This is a genomic window from Paenibacillus turicensis, assembly GCF_017873435.1.
Taxonomy (GTDB): domain Bacteria; phylum Bacillota; class Bacilli; order Paenibacillales; family Paenibacillaceae; genus Fontibacillus; species Fontibacillus turicensis.
Genome location: NZ_JAGGKG010000017.1, coordinates 99782 through 120514, shown reverse-complemented (window position 1 = coordinate 120514; position 20733 = coordinate 99782). Strand labels below are relative to the sequence as shown.

At 39.4% G+C, this 20733-nt stretch carries 11 protein-coding genes and 1 riboswitch; of the genes, 8 read left to right on the top strand and 3 right to left on the bottom strand.

Annotated elements, in window-relative coordinates:
- Positions 1-221: 221 nt before the first annotated feature.
- Both J2Z32_RS16560 and ribE read right to left on the bottom strand, forming a co-directional pair.
- Positions 222-1439: a bifunctional 3,4-dihydroxy-2-butanone-4-phosphate synthase/GTP cyclohydrolase II gene (locus tag J2Z32_RS16560; RefSeq protein WP_210090290.1), complete on the bottom strand. Its 1218-nt coding sequence runs from the start codon at positions 1437-1439 to the stop codon at positions 222-224.
- A 14-nt stretch (positions 1440-1453) separates the two neighbouring features.
- Complete coding sequence (gene ribE / locus J2Z32_RS16555) at positions 1454-2113, bottom strand: riboflavin synthase (protein ID WP_210090289.1); 660 nt, start codon at positions 2111-2113, stop codon at positions 1454-1456.
- Between the two features lie 338 nt (positions 2114-2451).
- Positions 2452-2670, bottom strand: a riboswitch (FMN riboswitch).
- Positions 2671-3076: 406 nt separating this feature from the next.
- Here ribE and J2Z32_RS16550 point away from each other — a divergent pair.
- Positions 3077-5395 (top strand): endo-1,4-beta-xylanase, encoded by a 2319-nt coding sequence (locus J2Z32_RS16550; RefSeq protein WP_210090288.1) that lies wholly within the window; start codon positions 3077-3079, stop codon positions 5393-5395.
- Between the two features lie 285 nt (positions 5396-5680).
- Here the strand turns inward: J2Z32_RS16550 and J2Z32_RS16545 are convergent, their stop codons facing one another.
- A complete protein-coding gene (locus J2Z32_RS16545; RefSeq protein ID WP_210090287.1) occupies positions 5681-5947 on the bottom strand; it encodes a hypothetical protein in 267 nt (88 codons plus the stop codon).
- 195 nt (positions 5948-6142) lie between these two features.
- Here J2Z32_RS16545 and J2Z32_RS16540 point away from each other — a divergent pair, with 195 nt between their 5' ends.
- The 7 genes from J2Z32_RS16540 (at position 6143) to J2Z32_RS16510 (ending at position 20675) form a co-directional block, all read left to right on the top strand.
- Positions 6143-8722 carry a hypothetical protein gene (locus J2Z32_RS16540; protein ID WP_245251545.1) on the top strand — a complete coding sequence of 860 codons (2580 nt, stop codon included), beginning with the start codon at positions 6143-6145 and terminating at the stop codon, positions 8720-8722.
- Between the two features lie 216 nt (positions 8723-8938).
- Positions 8939-9217, top strand: a complete 279-nt coding sequence (locus J2Z32_RS16535; RefSeq protein ID WP_210090285.1) for an HU family DNA-binding protein — start codon at positions 8939-8941, stop codon at positions 9215-9217.
- A gap of 19 nt (positions 9218-9236) precedes the next feature.
- Complete coding sequence (locus tag J2Z32_RS16530) at positions 9237-9962, top strand: hypothetical protein (RefSeq protein ID WP_210090284.1); 726 nt, start codon at positions 9237-9239, stop codon at positions 9960-9962.
- Positions 9963-10002: 40 nt separating this feature from the next.
- Entirely contained in the window at positions 10003-10749 is a 747-nt protein-coding gene (locus J2Z32_RS16525; RefSeq protein ID WP_210090283.1) for a hypothetical protein, read from the top strand.
- Positions 10750-10963: 214 nt separating this feature from the next.
- On the top strand, positions 10964-11506 hold the full coding sequence (locus J2Z32_RS16520) for a hypothetical protein (RefSeq protein WP_210090282.1): 543 nt from the start codon (positions 10964-10966) through the stop codon (positions 11504-11506).
- A 3-nt stretch (positions 11507-11509) separates the two neighbouring features.
- The gene (locus J2Z32_RS16515) at positions 11510-17143 is read left to right on the top strand and encodes a phage tail tape measure protein (protein WP_210090281.1); all 5634 of its coding nucleotides are present in this window, start codon (positions 11510-11512) and stop codon (positions 17141-17143) included.
- Positions 17144-17189: 46 nt separating this feature from the next.
- Complete coding sequence (locus tag J2Z32_RS16510) at positions 17190-20675, top strand: phage tail spike protein (protein WP_210090280.1); 3486 nt, start codon at positions 17190-17192, stop codon at positions 20673-20675.
- Positions 20676-20733: the final 58 nt, after the last annotated feature.

Genomic DNA, 20733 nt, shown 5'->3' with positions numbered 1-20733 from the left:
TAATTGTTGTTTTGGTAGACACCATTATCTTAAGGGAGTGCTCGTTTTATTTCAAAGACCAAATTTAAGGGAATACAGGAATGCTCTTAAAATCAGATTTCAACAATCAAATTGTATGAATATAAGAAATATGTTTTTAATAACGATCGGAAGAACTCTCTGTTCTGTAGCCTCCATAACCTTCGTTGTCAACAGCTAATTTTTATTTAAATACTGAATTCTTATTCTAAATCCAGTAAATGTGCAAGCTTGCCTTGTTTAGTTTTTAAATAGGCGGCATTATGCTCACTCGGTGTAATTTGAATAGGAACACGCTCCTCAACTTCAATACCTACCTCCTGCAAGCTGGTAATTTTGCGGGGATTGTTTGTTAATAGCTTGATTTTGGTGACACCCAAGTCTTTTAATATTTGAGCTGCGATCCGAAAATCACGTGCATCTGCTGGGAAGCCTAACTTGAGGTTTGCATCCACAGTATCGAGTCCCTCTTCTTGAAGTTTATAAGCCCGTAGCTTATTCATGAGTCCAATTCCTCGTCCCTCTTGACGCAAATACAGCAATACGCCATGTCCTGAAGCTTCAATCTGAGCTAAGCTCGCTTCTAGCTGTGGACCACAATCACAACGATTAGAGTGAAACACATCCCCTGTTAAGCATTCTGAATGTATTCTTACAAGCGGAAAAGACTGTGATGGAGTACTTAAGTCGCCTTTTATAATTGCCACATGCTCTTTATCATCCACTTCATTTCGGTACGCAATCACTTTAAAGTCTCCAAAGTCTGTAGGTAACTTCACTTCCACCTCACGATGAACCAGCTTATCATGCTTGAGGCGATACGCAACTAAATCCTGAATCGTAATTAGCTTCATATTATGTTCATTTTTATAAGTAATTAGATCTGGCAACCTTGCCATCTGTCCATCTGCCTTCACCACTTCGCAAATGACCCCTGCTGGATAAGCGCCACTCAATTTCGCTAAATCGATCGCGGCTTCGGTATGCCCTGGTCGGCGTAATACGCCCCCATCCACAGCAATCAAAGGGAACATATGACCAGGTCTTTTAAAATCGGCTGGGGTTGCCGCAGGATCTAAAATTGCTTGTGCCGTATGTGAGCGCTCAAATGCGGAAATGCCCGTAGTTGTATCTTTATGATCAATAGAGATCGTAAACGCTGTTCCATGACTGTCTGTATTTTGCATTGTCATCGGTGGTAAATTTAACTGAGCTGCCCTTGCCTTGGTAATTGGCATACAGACAAGTCCACGTCCCTCGGTAATCATAAAATTGATGACATCAGGCGTTGCTTTTTCAGCTAGTGCAATAAAGTCACCTTCATTTTCACGATTTTCATCATCTACCACAATAATCACTTTACCTTGCTGTAAATCGACTAACGCTTCTTCAATCGTATTAAACTCATTTTGCCCTTCCATTTCAAATTGCCTCCTTATACAAATCCGTGCTCCATCAAAAAGGATTCATTGACCTTTCCCTCACGTTCAGCAACAGAGGAATCCTTAAAGTGAAGTAAATGTGCAACATATTTGCCAATAATGTCACTTTCTAAATTCACAGTATCGCCTAGCGCTTTATATTGCAGTACCGTCTCAGCACGAGTATGAGGAATGATTGATATCGTAAATTTGTCTTCCCCCACGTCTGACACCGTTAAGCTGATCCCATCCACTGTAATCGAGCCCTTTGGCAATAAAAACTTAAAAATATCACGAGTGTTCGGTTTAATCTCATACACATACGCATTGCCATCTCGATGTAATCCTGTAATGACGCCAATGCCATCCACATGTCCTTGTACGATATGTCCCCCAAACCTTGCCCCAGCTAACATCGCACGCTCCAAGTTGACCTTGCTTCCAGACTTTAAATCCTTTAGGTTGGAGTTACGATAAGTCTGTGGGATGACATCTACTGTAAACTGCTCCTTCGTAAAATGAGTGACTGTGAGACAAACGCCATTTACTGCAATGCTGTCCCCTAACTGAACACCTGCCATAATATGCTTTGCGGCAATTGACAGACTCATTGCTTCTCCTTGACGCCGCATCCCCGTCATTGTCCCTACTTCTTCTACTAGGCCTGTAAACATAATTTCACCTCTTTTCGTTCTGAAAATGACACTCAATCTTGAAAAATTGAGCCAAAACAATACAAATAAGCCCCTACCTAAATCTGGCAGGGGCGTGTGAGAGATATCCATGACAAACAAAGCAATTTTATGCCTATTTAAATTCACAATAAACTCATTGTGAAAATTAGCACAAACTAAAATTAGCAACTTGGTTAGCTACGGGTACGCAAAAAAGCTACCGCCTAATTACGTCACGTAAAATAACACCATAAACTAATTCCTTTACTTTGTGTGATAAGTCAAATAACCGTATTCCTTTATGTTTAATAAAGTACACAGATTAAATGTCCCTATCGTCACTCCTTCTCCCATCCAGACTATACTGTCGGTCCCGGAATCACACCGGCTCAGCCATATAGCAATAACGTAAGTCATTAGCTATACGGGTCACGGACTTGTCTTAGGCAACGATCGCTACTATAGCTCTACATCAGCTTTACTATAGCAACCTTTATCAATCATATTACCTAAGCATCACCGTCGGTGAGGAATTGCACCTCGCCCCGAAGGATAAATCAATATTTGATTTAAACAGTATACTATCACTGAATAATTTAAAAATCAATCCCATCTCTAATTAAATGTAAAAAAATTCACTACTATGAATATAATTCTTTATATAGTATTATTTATTTATAAATGGATAATAACCCTCTTACTTACATTTACATCTCATAAATTCATCCTCTATTATGACACTTTTCATTTACTCCAAGAATGTTTCTACCATACTCAGTTCTGGCTTAATCACACTTTGAAATACATTATAATTACTCTCTCAATAACCTCAAGCATCTTTCATCTGATCACTCTACTTTAAAGGAGGTGATGCGCGAAAATAACTGACAAGCTGTTTATCATCATGATTCAGACCTTCATCGTTACACCCTATTACGATTTCAGGAAGGAGTAATGATTATTATGATGATTACCAAAAGGCCTTATTTGAAAGCGCTTAATTATTTACTTATTTTATGTCTCTTTCTCCCTTTCCTTGCTACCGGTTCAACGGCACATGCCAACAATACCCTTCTGATTCAAAGCGATTTTGAAGATGGTACGTTACAAAACTGGGCAGCTCGGGGCACAACAGAGCAATTGAGTGCAACTGCGGCAGCTGCCCGCTCAGGCTCATACGGACTGCACATTACGGATCGATCTATGGAATGGCATGGCCCTACTTTAGACGTTACCAATGAGATGGAGCTCGGGAATACGTATATTTTTAAAGCGTGGGTGAAGTTACCCCAAGGCGCAGGTAATACCCCAATCTATATGTCCTTACAACGCACAACCCCTTCTAATACGTATTATGAAAATGTTACAAATGCCAATGCAAACTCATCAGGTTGGGTAAAGCTAGAGGCAACTTATAAATTTTTGGAGCCGGTTGATAATATCGCGGTTTACTTCGAGGTTCCAAGCAGTGCAACACAATCGTTTTATTTAGATGATTTTACGTTAGAGCGTGCACCTGCAGCACCTCCACTTGAAATCGAGGAGAATATTCCATCCTTAAAGGATATATTTGCAAATGATTTCTCCTTTGGCACCGCATTTACAAATAGTGAGCTATATACAAAGGGAGATACAGATTTAATAAAGAAGCATTTTAATACAGTGACACCAGGTAACGTTTTAAAATGGGATGCGACAGAGCCAGCTGAAAATGCATTTAACTTTGAAGGTGCAGATACAGCCGTTGACTTTGCCGTAGACAATGGACAATTAGTGCGCGGTCATACATTAGTATGGCACTCTCAGACACCAAACTGGGTGTTTTACGATAACGCAGGAAACTTAGTGAGCAAGCAGGTGCTTTATGCTCGCATGAAAAACCATATTGACACTGTAATGGAGCGCTACAAAGGAAAAATTTATGCGTGGGATGTAGTGAACGAGGTGATTGATCCTGCTCAGCCTGACGGCTTGCGCCGTAGCTTATGGTATCAAATTGCAGGTGAAGAATTTATCGAAAAGGCGTTTGAATATGCTCATGCAGCCGATCCAGATGCCAAGCTGTTTATTAACGATTACAACACGCACGAACCAGCAAAATTACAGGCATTATACAATTTAATTCAGCGTTTACAAGCTAAAAATATTCCAATTGATGGTGTAGGTCATCAGATGCATGTGAGCATCTATTATCCTTCCATGAGCGAAATTGAAGCCTCCATTGTGAAATTTAAAGCGCTTAATTTAGAAAGTCATATTACAGAGCTAGATGTGAGTGTATATCACAGCGATTCTCAATCCTATGAAACTTTGCCAAATGATATTAGTGAAAATCAAGCTAAAGTTTACAAGCAATTATTTGATATTTTCAAACGTCATACCGATACGATTACTAACGTGACCGTATGGGGCAAGGATGATGCCAACACATGGCTCCGTACCTTCCCTGTTGTACGTAACAACTGGCCGCTATTGTTTGATGAGCAGCTTAAAGCTAAGCCTGCCTATTGGGCAATTGTAGATGTACCCGCGGGCCCAACAGCACCTGCTGTGCCAACGGGGTTTACAGCTCAAGCAGGCGATAGCCAAATTGATTTATTTTGGAATAAGGTTACAAATGCAGACTCCTATCAAATTAAAAGAGCATTAACGGCAAGTGGTCCGTTTACAACGATCGCAACCGTGAATGGGACAACGTACAGCGATACAACGGTAAGTAATGGAACAACGTATTACTACACCATTGCGGCTATCAATACGGTTGGTGAAAGCAATGCAACTTCACCTATTTCCGCTACGCCAACCAGTGAACCGGTCGAAACTGGGGAGTTATCCATTCAATATCGTGTAGGAGACAGCAATGCGTTAGATAACCAAATTAATCCTAATTTTAAAATTGTGAATCATGGTAGTCAGCCTGTAGATTTAGCAAATCTTACTCTTCGTTATTGGTTTACCGCTGATAACGCACCTGGGTTTAATTTCTTTATAGATTATGCGCAGATTGGCAATGCAAATGTACTAGGTAAAGTGGTCGCTGTTACCCCAGCAGTAGAGGGAGCCGATCATTATATCGAAATTTCATTTAAGGCTGATGCAGGTACTATTGCAGCAAATGGCGACTCAGGCAGTATTCAAGCACGCCTTCACAAATCAGATTGGAGCAATTTTAACGAAAATAACGATTACTCCTATAAAGGAACCCAAACCTCATTTAGTGATTGGTCTAAAGTGACCTTATATCGAAATGGACAGCTCGTCTGGGGCGTTGAGCCAGAGTAATGAAGCTGTAAGAGGGAGCCAATATTCGGGTTCAAATAAAATTAGTGGTTGTCAACAATGGAGATGGAAGGCTCGAGACAGAGGGTTCTTCCGATCGTTGTTAAAACCAGATTTCATAGTTGATTATTTTATTGTAAAAATCTGGTTTTAAGAGACGAACATTTCACTTCTCCAGAATCCCTCTGTCCCTTCGCTAGCTTGGGATGGTTGTCAACCACTAATTTAAATAAAGAGCCAATATTCGCTTCCTCTTTTTTGCTGTTTTGCTATTGATTTAATTTTCCTCTATGAGGCGAGCTGTTCACCAAAAAATCGAAGTAATGCTTCACTGCTACGCACCTCAAATACAGGGCTCCAATCACAATCCCCCTCAGGATCCTGCCAATCAAACTGGTAGCAGATTCGCCGTCCTTGACGCTCTATTCGACTACACTTCACTTTGATATGAGCTTGTTGACCTTGCTCACCTTCCTCTATTGGATACAGCAGAATTTTACCTATTGGAATTAGCACCTGCTCAGCTTCATAGTTATGGTTAAGTCCTCTCTCCATTGTAGAAATCCACCCTCCAATCCCCCACTAATTATAGGAACGTATGTTTGATTATAACTCTATTATATGATAATATTACCGTATTGGCAATATAAAAAGAAATGAGATTGTCATGTAAGTCGTTGTTATTTCGATTTCCAGTACCATAATGGCAATGAACTATTCATAATGGCTTTATACACAGGGGGGCAACCTATGAATTTACAAAAGCAGGTCCAAATTTACAGTGTGGATACTAGCTTCTTTTATCATCCAGATGAGCAAAAAATACATCATCGTTTATTACGAGCTTATGTATTTCGGAAGCAGATTAAGAGGTTGATGGAGAGCAAAAATGCACCTTATAACGCCGTCAAGCTAGCACAACATCAAGAGAGCAATCAAAGCCGCATTAAACGTTTAAAAGAGCAGCTAGCGACAGAAATTAAAAAAAATGAGCAGATGAGGACGTTAACAGAGGATTTTATCACGCAACCCCGCTATCAAATTTCAATATTTGAGTCGGTGCTTACTAGAACAATAGGGATTGAAACTAATACATTAAGTACCGATATTTTAGTCGTCAAAACGTATTATTTTGATATTTTAAAAAATTTGATTCAGGATGGCTTTTGGTTTCAGGGAAATAAATATGTGTGCTTTACTGCAAGCGCCGGTCAAATCCGCAATAAAAAAACAATGTTTATTAAAGAGGACGTATTTATAAAGCACCAGCCCACGCTGATGTGTGGATTAAGCAAAACAACGATCAATGCCAAAGGAGGCATCAATATTAATAAATTTCTAGCTTACCTGGCACTTTGTTCGACGGCTACTGAAGTCTGGCATGATTTTGATATTGATAAAGCCATTGTAGTAGAGGATATGGAGACGCTAGTTACTGGGGAATTTGATTATATTGATGAAAGCACCTATCAGATTACGAGACAACACATGTCGATTCCTATCAATCATACAGACGGCTGTGGCATGATTTTGCCAAAGAAAAGTAAGAGAAGCAAAATGATTCGTTTGCCTTGGGTAAAAGGCTTACTTGTTCCCTTCCCTTTCGATAAATTTATACGCGAGCAAAACAAAAAAACGGGCAACAAGTATGGGGTTGTAAAGGACATTTACGGGAAGGAGCATGACCTCCTCGCAGAAAAGATTGAGGTTATTTTTACACGCAGTCAATTTAAGCTCTGGAACTATTATGACTCTTGGGAGCAATACCGTCAGTTTTATAAGCAACATCAGTGTGAGGCTGGGTACTGTAATGAGGAGGAAACCTATTTTGCAGATGCAAAGCTCAATTATCAGGTTCTACAATCGTTAAGTGAGATGACAACCAATGAACTAGCGGCGTTATGTGAACCAACGATTCAGCAGATTGGGCAAATTGGCAAGGATAAGCAAGCCATGCTACGGATTTTAGGTGTGGTGCCTGCAAATCGTCATAAAAACTACTATCAACAGGCATTAGAGGTTTATCCTGAAATGCTACAAGATACATACAGCAAAGAAATTTTAAAAAGTGTAAAACGAAAGATGGTCAAGGAGGCGCGTGCAGGAAAGCTAGATATAGAAGGGAAATACACGTTTATTTGTCCTGATCTGTATGCCTTTTGTGAGCATTTAATATTAGGGCATGTTCTGCCCAAGGGCTTGTTACAGGATGGCGAGGTTTATTGCAAGCTATTTGAAGCGGCTACCGAGGTGGATTGCTTGCGAAGCCCTCATTTGTATCGGGAACATGCAGTTCGGCGCAATGTTGTGAGTAAGGAGCGTAGTCGTTGGTTTGTCACAAACGGTTTATACACCAGTGTACACGATACGATTAGTAAATTACTTATGTTTGATGTGGACGGAGATAAAAGTCTAGTATGTGCAGAGCCTACCTTGATTGAAGTTGCCAAACGTCACATGCAAAATACCGTTCCGCTCTACTATAAGATGGCAAAGGCGGCAGATGAAAGGATTACGAACGAGGCGATTTTTAATGGTTTACAAGCTGCTTATACGGGTGGAAATATTGGCGTGATCAGCAACAACATTAGTAAAATATGGAACAGCTCAGTCATCAAATTAGAGGCGATTAAGTGGTTGTGTATGGAAAATAACTTTACGATTGACTACGCCAAAACATTGTACAAGCCAAAGCGACCACCCCATATTCACGAGCAAATTAGTACATATACAGCAAAACGTGTGCCTCACTTTTTTTATTATGCAAAAGACAAGGAGTCTGGGGGCATTGAGACAATAAATCAAAGTGTGGTCAATCAGCTAGAGTCTTTGATCCCTAATCCAAGACTGCAATTTCAAGCTAAAAATATAGGAACCTTTCATTATCAAAGCTTAATGCAGGACGCAAATGTGAAAATAGATCCACAACTTATTGAGCTTTATACAGAACTAGATCAGCGCAGTCATTTTATGATCAAACATGACGAGGACCCTGCCCTACTCCAAGTGTATCAGCATATACGAACACAACTGATCAGCTTGACTGGAAAAGAACCCACCTACATTACAGATGTCCTTGTGCAGTACCTATATGTACATAAAAAATCAAGCTATAAAACCACGTTGTGGGAATGCTTTGGCGATATTTTAGTGCAAAATCTGCATCGTAATGTGGGAACACATTTGGCACAATGTGAATGCTGTGGGGAACGGATCGAGATCACCTCTAATCGGCAAAAGTACTGTCAACGCTGTAAGCTAGAAAATCGTCGCAAGCAAAACCAGCTTCATTTTCAAAAATGGTATCAGTCCACGAGTAAGACTTCATAAAGTTCATAAGCATTTTAAAAAAATGTATTTTAGCTTGATAATCAACGTTTTTTCACTCAATGGACGATTCACTTTCCATCACGATTGGATGCTAAAAGGCTTAAAAAGCTTGATAAATCAAAGAAAACGATAAACTAGTCCATTTTTCCTAGATTGTCTCTAAGGGGAACATAAGTTCGTTTCCCTTTTTAATTTCATTAGAAAGGAGTTGATCCTATGAACAAATCTGAGTTTATTTCACTAATTGCAACCAAGCTAGATATTCCTAAAAAGGATGCCTCAGCCTATGTCACCACGATTTTTGACACGCTAGCAGACACGATTGCAGTAGGGAAAAACGTACATATTACACGCTTCGGTAAATTTGCCGTTAAGCCTGTTGCTGCTCGAAAGGCAAGAAACATTCATACTGGAGAACCTATTCATTTGCCCCCATCACACAGACTGGTATTCTCCCCTTCCCTTTCATTAAAAAAAAGGATGAATAAGAAATAAATTAGGATGATATGTGGTGATGAAGATCAATGAAGCAGATATTAAGCTTAGTGCACTTGCAGGACTCCCCACTATTCTCTCTGGTGTAACCATCCAGCCTGTTGTGCTCAGAGAGATTGCCCGTATTGGTTATGAAGGATACCAGCAGTATTTGTCTATTACTGCATTGCAGAAGGAGCATCTACTAGAGCCGCAGTTTGCTGAAAGTGTGCCAGAGCATATCGCTGTATATGATGTGATTGAGATGTTTGGGACATCCCACCCACTGTATTCATTATTTTATGAGGCCTTACGGTTCCTGATCGGAACGGATAATATTTATTATCAAGACGGGTTAATTATTGATGATATACAGGTGGACACCGAGATGTATCAACAGCTCATGAGGATCATTCAGGTGCAAAATTGTGTGCCGCAAGAGGCAACAGCTACGTTTGCTCCTGCCACTGAACGTGTGCGAATGCTACAGCAAAAAATGCAGGCTAATCGTCAAAAAATTAGACGTCTTAAAAATGAGCAACTGGAAAATCAAGATGCCCCCACCTTCTATGATTTGGTATCCAGCTTATGCAGCCATGCAAATGGGATACATATTTTCAACGTATTTGACTTGAATATTTTCCAGTTCAACGACCAGTTCTATCGGATGAAGCTAGTGTCTGATTATGAGCTTAACATACAAGCATTATTGCATGGTGCAGACTTAAAACATATTAAACTAAAACATTGGATCAGCAAATCATAACAAAAAGTTAGGTTTGCAAAATTTAAGGAGGAAATTACATATGCGTTATGGAACTCGTGAAATTATGGATGTTGTATTAAAGGATGTTGTGACAAAAGAGCCTAAGGTTTACCTTGAAAGCTTAACAACTAGTTCATTAGAATTTGCTGGCTCTACCGTGTATGCACGTGGTGGCAAAGGTCATCCGAAGCTAATCGGTTGGGATTCTGAAAAGGACATTACGATGACGATGGAGGATGCGTTGATCTCCAAGGAATCGCTTGCTGTACTTACTGGCTCTAAATTTGCAAAGGCAGCTAAAATTGTACATAAAAAAGAAGTTATCGTCGTCGATGCAGATAAGAAAATCACGCTTGCTAAAGCACCAATTGCTTCTCAAAAAAGCTTTTTCTACAAAAGTGCTGATGGTACCTCGATGGATGAAAAGCTTGAAATCACACCTGCTTCTGCTTCCAACACCATTGATCTTAAAGATGTCACTAGTGTAGCGGTTGGCGACCAAATTATCGCGGATTACTACTATACTGCACCAAATACAACTCAAAGCTTAACGGTCAACTCCAATGTGTTCCCTGGCACGTACATGCTAGAAGGAACAACAATTTGGAAAAACGAAGCAGGTCAAGACGTGGAGGCACTATATACCATTCCTAAGCTTAAAATCCAACCGGGCTTCACCATTGGGATGGCAAGCTCTGGCGATCCACAACCGTTCACATTTACGGCAGATGTGTTAAAGGATAACAAGTCTACATCGATGGTCATTATTGATTTGTTAGAGCAATAAAAATTAATGCCGACGGTTAGTCGGTAGATCGGGTTATGTAAAATCTAGCTCTAAGCATTAATCGTAAGTTAGATGTAGCCTTGACAAGATTAGCTTTATCGCTTATCGCTTTAATGCTGAGAGCTAGCAAGGAGTGTAGCGTGTGGGGCATATCAACACCCCCTCCTACGCTTCTTTTTATTTTGATCATAAAATTAACAGGAGGTTTATATTCATGGCACGTACTCCACGCAAAAAAATGTTAACGTTAGACATGATTACAAAGGATGCCGCACAATATGATAAAAAGGTCAAAGTTACTTTTGACAACCATACATATACGGAAGTGTACAAAAGCTTTTCTCATGCCAAAATTGATGCCATGCTAGACGATTTATCTTCATTTGTAGCAAGCTATGATGCACAAATCGGCCAGCTTCCCGATTCCAAGTTTCTTGATTATTTATCCCTACATATTATTTTTCATTTCTCTACCCTTACGGAAGAACGTGAATATGCCTTTGAGGAAAAGGTTCAGCTATTTGAAAAAATGCTACAAAGCGATCTCACCGAGCAAATTTTCGAAGCCTTCCCAGCAAGTGAGCTAACTAAGGTATATGAGCGGATTTTCAAAAAAATCGAGCAATACCAGCTGCTATTAGAAAATAATGAGGCGGCTCGCACCTCGCTTGCCAACCATATTGAGGGTTTAAATTTGGAAAACAGAGATGTGATTAAGGAAGTTTTGCTAGGAACTGGCTCCGCAAAGGAGGAATAACCTATGACCTCTAAAAACACACCCATTAAGGTCACGCTAGATATCGATCAGAAGCAGTCTATTTCTCAGCTAAATAAAGCCATTAAAGTCATCGAAAAAAATGCGACGCTGAAAAGGCTCACCTTAAACCTCTCCGTAGACACCACGCTAAAAGAGAAGCTGAAAGAAGCTTTAAAGGAGCAAGCGATTTACAATAGTAAAGCGCTCGCCATTGATAAAGCCCATTACTTTGCCTTACAGCAAAATGCGGCAAGAGATTTAGACTATTCCAAGCAGGTTGCTTCAGCTAAAGGGAAATTAGGACAGCTCAAAAGCAGTTTACCTGTAAATTCAGAGGCACTTAGCTCTCTACAAGCGCTAGAGGGTAAGCTTAAGCAAATTACGAATATCGGGAATTTTTCTACACCTATCGCAGAATTAGAGCAAGAAATCGCTAGTTTTTCCAATGAATTAACGCTAGCAGATACAAAATCGCAGACGCTAAGTAAAGCATTGGAAAAGGTCAGTCTTTGGGGTAAGCAGTTGGCATGGACAGGTGCAAAGGATGTTGTAAAAACGATCATTGAGATCGATGCCCAGATGACCTCCCTTGGCTCTACTATGGGAAACACAGCCAATTTAAAGGCAATGCTAGAGAGCAGTCAGCAAACGGCAAGTCAATATGGACGTTCGATTCAAGAGGTTAATCAGCATATGCTTAGCTTTGCTGGGTTAGGGTATAACGAAAGTGATACCACCGCCTTAAGCAATACCGCTACTTTATTCCAAAATATTGCGAATCTATCTCCAGAACAAAGTATCCAGACGGTTACTGCTGCGATGTCCGCCTTCCAGATTGAAGCCGAAAAAAGCACTAGCCTTGCCGACAAGGTCGCAAGTGTGAATCAAAGCTTTGGCACTTCGTCTACTGTATTATCTACTAGCTTAGCAGGTGCCGCCGAAGCCGCACGTACCTATGGCTTTAGTATTGATGATGTGCTAGGAAATACCGCCGCCATTTCAAGCGTTACCCACCAAAGTGGTGTGGTCATCTCAAGCTCGCTCCAGTCGATTTATGCTGGCATCACTTCACTTTCTACAGCAGGTCCTCTGCTTTCTAATGTTGGCATTTCCATGCAGGATGTAAGTGGCAATCTAAAAAGTGGTACTGTCATTTTAGGGGAACTAGCAAGCAAATGGTCTTCCCTCACCCAAGCCCAGCAAACTAACCTTGCAACGCAAATTGCTGGTAAAGACGGACTGAGTGCCTTTATTGCCCTGATGGGGAAATATGACCTTTCTAGTCAAGCCGCTACCACCTCCCTGTATGCTCAAGGCAATGCGATGCAAAGCAATGAAGTCTATATGGATTCGCTAAGTGGGCGAATTCAAGGAATGAAGACCGCTTGGGATGGGTTGGCGGTGAGTTTGGGGGATGGTGGAGTAAATGCTGCCATCGGACTGCTTGCAAGTTTGCTAACTAGCTTAACAAATGGAGTTACGTATTTGACTGAAAAGTTTGGAGCTTTGCCTGTGGCTTTGGGCGCAACTACTTTTGTATTAACTTTGTTAAAAACGTCGTTCACAGCTTTAATGACAAGCATCTCTAATACAGTGAAAACAATGCTTAGCTTACCCGCAAGTAGTGTTAGCGCTGCCGCTGGAATTTCAGGTGTAAATGCCGCAGCAACGGCAGGTGCATTGGGCATGCGTGGTCTAGGTGCGGCTACGACCGCAGCAAAGGTTGCATTTAAAGGACTGATGTCGGCTACTGTCGTGGGTGCAGTATTTACTTTGATTGGAACTGGATTAGAATGGCTGATCAATAAATTTACTAATGCAGATGATAAACAAAAACAATATTCTAACAATCTTAATGAGACTATTAATCAGTCTAATGAAAAAATTAACTCACTACAAAATCTTAAAAGTGCCTTAGATGATAATTCTAAATCACAAGAAGAACTAAATAGCTTATTTGCTCAAAGCTCCACTCTACTTCCGGAACTGATCGATCATTATGATAGTGAAGGAAATGCAGTTTACAAATCAAAAGCAGCGATTGATGAGATGATCGAGGCGGAAAAAAAACTAAATCTTGCACGTGAAAAAAGACTGTATGCGGAAAAAGGAGATAGTTTAGCGCAGGTTGGAGAACAGGTTGAGGATGCGAAAAGCGAAATCAATGATAAACAAGAGCAACGAAAGGCTATCTCCACTTCCTATGAAGCTATTACCTTTGCACAGCAATTTGTTAGTGATAATGATTTAGATAAGCTAGATAAAAATTCACAAGACTATGTGACTAAGGCGACAGAGTTAAATAATAAAATAAAGCAACTTTTTGCAGATCAAGGCCAATTCGTAACAGAGAACTGGTTATTTTCACAAATTCAAGACAACAACGGCTTAGATAACGCTGCTATGGCTATCCGATCTAGTCTGAGTGACATTGATAATGAAATTAGTGGCTACAACGAAACGATTCAAAATGGTGTCTCCCAATACGCCAGTCATTTTGCCTCCTTTAACAATCAATTGTTAGCTGAAAGCAACAATACAGATGGCAATATGAAGCTCTTTTTCAATAAGATTGCGACCTCATTCGCAGAAGGATCTACAATTACTGAAGGTGGTACTCAGCAGTTAATTTATGACTATCAGGATTTCGCAACCTCAGTGAACAGCTATTTAGCAGAAAATAAAATTGATATATCCCAAGCGATTAACAACGGCAATCTTAATGAGGTTTTGGATGGGCTTAAAGCGCAGTTCCCACAATACGAAGCTTTATTTGAGAAGATGCGAACAAGTGCCGAAACAGCCATGAATGCCCCTACTGCTAAACTTCCTGTATGGGATGAGTTTGGAAAAAAAATCGGTGAAATTAGTGGCAAAGCAGATCAGGCTGCGAATAGCTTTATTGATTTAGAAGAAAAACTAGACGCTAACGGCAATGTTCAAGGCTATACAGGCGCCATTGATAATATTACGAACCGCTTTCTCTCCTTAGCAAAACATGTTGATGACACTAAAAGTGGGATTTCTTTATTAGAAAGGGCTCAACAAGAGCTAACAGATAACAATCTTCTTTCGGCATCCACTTTGCAACAGGTTATTGATAAATATGGAGATCGAATAGATGTCACTAATTTAACAAGAGAAAGCATTGGAGAGTTAATTAAGAAGGTAAGAGAAGATGAAATCGTTACAAGACAATCCGAAATAAATAAAACTGAGATTACAATAAGACAAGCAAGAAAACGTATTGAGATGCTAAAGCTTCAGGCGGCGGCTTTTAATATAATAGGAAACTTGATAACCCTAGGATCAGGAAAAGTAGCTATTAACACCGGAATAGAAGCTGCGATAAGTAATGAAGAGAAACAAATTAATCAATTGCTTTCACTCATAGATCAAGATAAAGCGGCAATTAAAAGCTTAAAATCTTATTCTTCCAAATCCTCCCCCACCTCTAAAGGCTCTAGCGGAGCTAAAAGCACTTCTTCTGCCACCCCAAGAGAAAAGGATCAAAAGGATACTACGAGTGCAATCATCAATGAGATTAATAAAGAAGCTAAAGCGAGAAACGATCTTAATAAAACGATCTCTGAGCGAGCGAAAAAGCTAGAGGATGAGAAAAGATATGCTGATGCGATTAGCAAAACAAGCATGTATATCAAATCTCAAGGAATTGAAGTCGATTTACTTAACAAAGCAAACCAAAAATTAGAGAGTGAAAGAAACAAACTACAGAAGAATGCTGGCTATAATATGTCAGGTTGGCTTGACGGTAAAGGTGAAGAAAGTCTTTCTTTTATAAAATTATACAATTCCTCCTCAGAAGCCACACAGAAAAAGCTGAAAAATTCGTTTGATAAATGGAAATTGCTAACCAATGCGATCCATGAAAACAAAGAAGCAATTTCTAGTGTACAGAATGCGATTCCTGACACAGAGGAAAATTTAAATAAATTAAAATTAAGTCAATCTAATCAAGAGCTAGATGCGCGTAATAAAGTACTTGAAGAGCTAGACCATAACCTCTCTTTGGCGGAGAAAACACAAGCAACTTACACAGAAGGCACAAAAGAATATAACGAGCAGCAAGCTCTCCAAAATCAGATTACGAAGGCTAAAATCAAGTTTTATCAAGAAGAAATCGTCGCAACAGAGCAAAAATTAAAGCAAGGTGATCTCACCAACGAGCAAATTGAGCTTTACAATGACTATCTGAAAAAAAATAAGCTTGCATTGCTAGACGCGCAGAAAGCAGCTCGCACTCTCGCTGAAACTTATGCAAATGACATTATTAGCAACTACAAGCGAATGCTAGAGAAAAGACGAGATTTAGAGCTACAAGGCATTGAAAATTCAATAAAAGCTGAAAATGAAAGACATAAAACCTATACTGACAACCTAGATAAAGAGCAAAAGCAATTTGAAGAATATATTAATCACAAGCTTAAATTGATGAATCGTCAGGATGCTACAGATGATTATGAAGAAGAGCTTCGTAAAAAGCTAAATGAACGTCAAATTCTCGTAGATAGCATAAATACGCTCTCTCTTGATAACTCGATGGAAGCAAAAGCAAAAAAGAAAGGCTTGCAGGAGCAATTAAATACAAAAAACCAAGAAATTGAACGCTTTAAGCTTGATCGAGAGCGGGAGCTTAGAAAAGAAGGATTAAGTGATCAATTAGAGGATCGCAAAGGTTATCTTAGCAAGTTACAGTCAGAAGAAAACGATCATCATACTAAACTACTGGACAATTTGGATGAGCAGAAAAAGCAAACAGAGCAAACCTATCGAGATATTTTGACTAATGAGCAAAAATTTTATGACATGAAAAATGCCTTACTCAGTAATGATAAAAATACAGTTAGCACAACAATCGCTGCTTTAAGGGGTGAATATGAGACCTTTTTCAAATCCTTAACGACTGAAATGTTTGCTACTGCTAAAGAACTTGAGAACTTAAAGTATAGCTTTGAACAAGATAAAAGTAAGCTAAATGATTATGATAATCTCCAAAAGGATACAGGTAGCTCCCAATCCCCCTTACCATCATCACCTTCCCCTGCCAATCCAATTACAGATCGAGCAACAGGATGGACAAAGTATTTAAATAATAAATATGAAGCAGAGGCTCTTTATGAAAAGATTGCTAGCTTAGATAAAAAATCATCCGACTATAAAACAAATAAAGCTATAATCGACAAGCTAAAGGAAGAAAACGATCAGCTTAGAAAGCAATTTGGTTTTGCTGATAAAAGCTATGCGGACTTAAAAGATTTAGACGTGTATCATGCGGGTGGCGAGGTTGGCATTGCGGGTACAACTAGTGAAAAATGGTGGAACAACGTATTAAAATCAGATGAAGTCCCTTCTATTTTAAGAAAAGGCGAGGTTGTGTTAAATGATCCTCTCTCCTTTATTAAAGAGATTGTAATGAATACAGCACAAAACCTTATGAATACAGTACGTCCTTCAACCGTTCCCTCTCCTATGACGCAAACAAAATCAGGAGATGTGAATATCGACACCATTGTTATACAAGCAAACGATCGGGATACTGCCAATACGCTATTAGACAAGTTTAGTACGGCATTAAATAATGCAAACAAGCTTGGTATTTTTAAAAGTGGAAGTTAAAGTTACATGAAGTTAGTGAACTCTTTCTTATTCAGGAGGTGAATATATGCTTGGCGAAATTGACTATCTTAAAAAGCCGATTCAGCCACAATATTTTTTGTGTAAGCCAAATCGAGAAATCATTAGTAAATTAAGCGAAGCCTTTAATGATCGCTTGAGTATTTCGTTAAATAGCGTAGATGAGCTTAGTTTAAGTCTCCCCTACCAAATCGCTATTCGCCATCAGCTTACTCGCAACAAAAATGTGGATCTCATTCATGAGAAATACTTAATCAAAATGGTAACAAATAAGGATATAGCTTGGTTCATTATTGATGAAGTTTCAGAAGAGGTTTCAAATGATAGCGACGTTATAACACTAAAATGTTATTCATGTTCACACGAGTTGACAAATAAACTAATTAAAAGCTATTCCGTTGAATCCTACTATTGTCGTCAAGTACTTAATGACCTGTTAGCGAATACAATTTGGGAAATTGACTACATTGATGCTGATTTTGATCTCACTTATAGAGCTTTTGATTTTCCTTCAAGTAATGTGTTAGAAGCGATTTACACCGTCGCAGAAACCTATAATGCCATTGTAGAATTTAATACAGATCAGAGAAAAATTAGCTTTAACAAACCTGAGCTATATGGCACGAATAAAGGGCTGACGATCAGCTACGGCAAGTACATGAAATCAATGAACCAAACCATTAGTGCAGAACAAATGGTAACTAGATTGGTTGCTAAAGGTAAGGATGAGCTTAGTATTCATAAGGTCAACCCTACTGGACAAGGCTACATTGAAGATTTTAGTTACTTTATGTACCCCTTTGAGCGCAATGACCAAAAGCAAGTGAAAAGCTCTTCCTATCATATGAGTGATTCCTTATGTCATGCGATTTTAGACTATCAGTTACTAGTTGAAGAAAGCACAGGACAATTTGAAGCTCACTTAAAACAGTTAGAAGTGTACGAGCAAGAGCTAGGCAGGCTTGAAGTTGAGCTTAATAAGCTCAAAAATAATGAAGCTGTAATTACAGATGTGGTGCTTAGTCAACAATTTGATGGAAAAATGTTTTTTGAGCGTTATGCCCATGTCGGTAGCTCCTCCAAAATCTTTGGACTAAATAAATTGTACCCATTTGCAGTTTTAATTAAAGTCGATCAAGAAGGTTTAAATGCTACTGTAGGTGGTCTTAATCAGAGTATTCCAGTTAATAAGTGGACTCTAATTGGCAAGGTTAAAGATATTGAATCCTTACAGGTCAATGTAGAAGGAGCTAACAGTAATGTTTTTATTCAAGTTGCCAATATTACTCTAGATGAATGGAACTCGCCTAATAATCATGATGCAATTATTCAAAAATATAGCCTAGACAACAAAGAAAATGAGGTTAGCTTTAAATTACAAGAAATAACTCAAAAACAGAATCAAATCAAAAATGTTCAAGCACAAATTGATGCTTTGCAAGACAAATTACTAGCCCATAACAACTTTACCTCTGCTCAGCTTCAAGAGCTGAATCCTTATGTGATTGAGCGTGAATTTAGTGATGATACCTATGTGGATGAACATGATCTATACTTAGCAGCACAAGAAAAATTTGCAGAGCTTCAAACCCCAGCCCTATCCATTGATATCGGCATCGTTAATTTTCTGGAAATTGTAGAAGAACAACGTAACTGGGACAAGCTGGTGCTGGGTGACTTTATAAACGTCAACTACGAGCCAACACAAACGAAGATCACTGCACGCATCGTTAACATTACGTTTGACTATGAGAAAAGTGATATTAAATTAACGTTATCTAACATTAAAAGCATCCATGATGAAAGCAAAAGCTTAGAAAAATTTCTACACGACGCCAAATCCACCAACATTATCGTCGATACCAACAAAAGCAAATGGGGCAAAGCCGTTATTTCCTCCAACAACATGACCAAGCTTTTTGAAAACTTCTGGAATGACGTGACACAGCAAATTAATATGGCAAATAACGAATTTGTTCATATTGACCATCGGGGTATTACGATCTATGACATCCATGATCCGAACAAATTTGTGCGGATGACCCATGGCGCAATTGGCATGACGGACAACGGCGGATTGCTATATAAAATGGCGATTACCCCTACGCATATCGTAGCTGAAAATGTATGGGGTAAGCTGTTTGTTGGTGAACGCCTTACGTTAGGTGACGTGGATGGGTTGCTGGAGATTACGGGTCCTAAGTTTATGATTTTTGATCGCCAAGGAAGGCTTATACAGCAAATGGGCTTATTAGCGGATAAGCCTGATGTATTTGGCACAGAGGTATTACATTACGCCACCGAAAACAGTGGTGACAACAGCATTATTAACAAAATTTCAATGACCAATAATGATGGTTTTAGAATCGAACGTTATGAAAACGGAGAGTTTAAACCTATATTTATGACTACCCCAGATGGTGATCTATATGTTAGAGCAGGTACAGACGATGAAGTATTTACGATTAATAAGCAAGGACTTGCTCTTGGTAGCTCTGTTTGGGAAAACGCCCCCTTCCATGCAGATTACAAAGGTCAAGTATGGATGAATAAACTCTATGCATTTGAAGCAGACATCAAAAAAAGTAAGTTTACTGATGGTCATATCAGAGGTTCTGACTTAGTTTTAGAGGACGGCAAGGGCGGCATCATTAGCATGTTCCCTCAGTACGGCTTATGGTTTGGTGCTGAGAAGGCTGAAGATGCACCTACTTGGATCAAAATGGACGGAACTGGTATTTTTAAAAAGCTGATTGTCAAAGACAAAGATGATGGGCTGATGATTGATTCCGAAGCCAAAAAAATATTTATGGATAATTGGGATCTAGTTGGTGCAGGCATGGTGGATACTGAGTTACTTGCAGCCAATCTTGTTTCCGCCGAATTTGGTTATATTTCCGATCTTACAGCTAATAAGCTATCCACTATGTCCAGAAGTGCCATTAATGCATACGCCAATTTTATCAATATTGAAAAAAACAACATCAAATGGATTACAGGCAAGGTCGTTCAAGGAGAGCAAAAAAAGCTATCTGATGGACGACCTTTATTTTGGCTAAATGCATCGCAAACTGGAAAAATGACCACTGACACAACCCCATATCCTGTGTACGAATACATATTGGATAAAGAAAGCACCAAAACCAAAATGGAGCAGGGCTTTGACAATGAAGGTGATAGTGCAAATCCCTTTATTACAATGGGTGCAGGCGATGGGACCCCTACTGGCGGTAAAGCAAATCTCAGAAAATATAATGGTGGCTTCAAGGTCTCCTATAATACCTCTAACTCTGGCCGAGATATGAGTATTGATTTCAAGGATAACGGTGTCTACGTTAATGCTGAAACGGACAAAGTGCAAATTCAAGGCAAAGACTTTGAAGTTAAGGCACAAGGTGGCAAAGTCACCATCGCGGATGCTAGTGGTTCTACGATTACGCTAGAGAATGGGAATATTAAGATTCATGCAAGTGGGAAGCTCGATGTGAATGCAACTAGTTATAATTTTAATTGAGTTGTAAAAGCGTTAATTAATAATTAGTGGTTGACTACCTAAGAAGAAAGAGGCTACG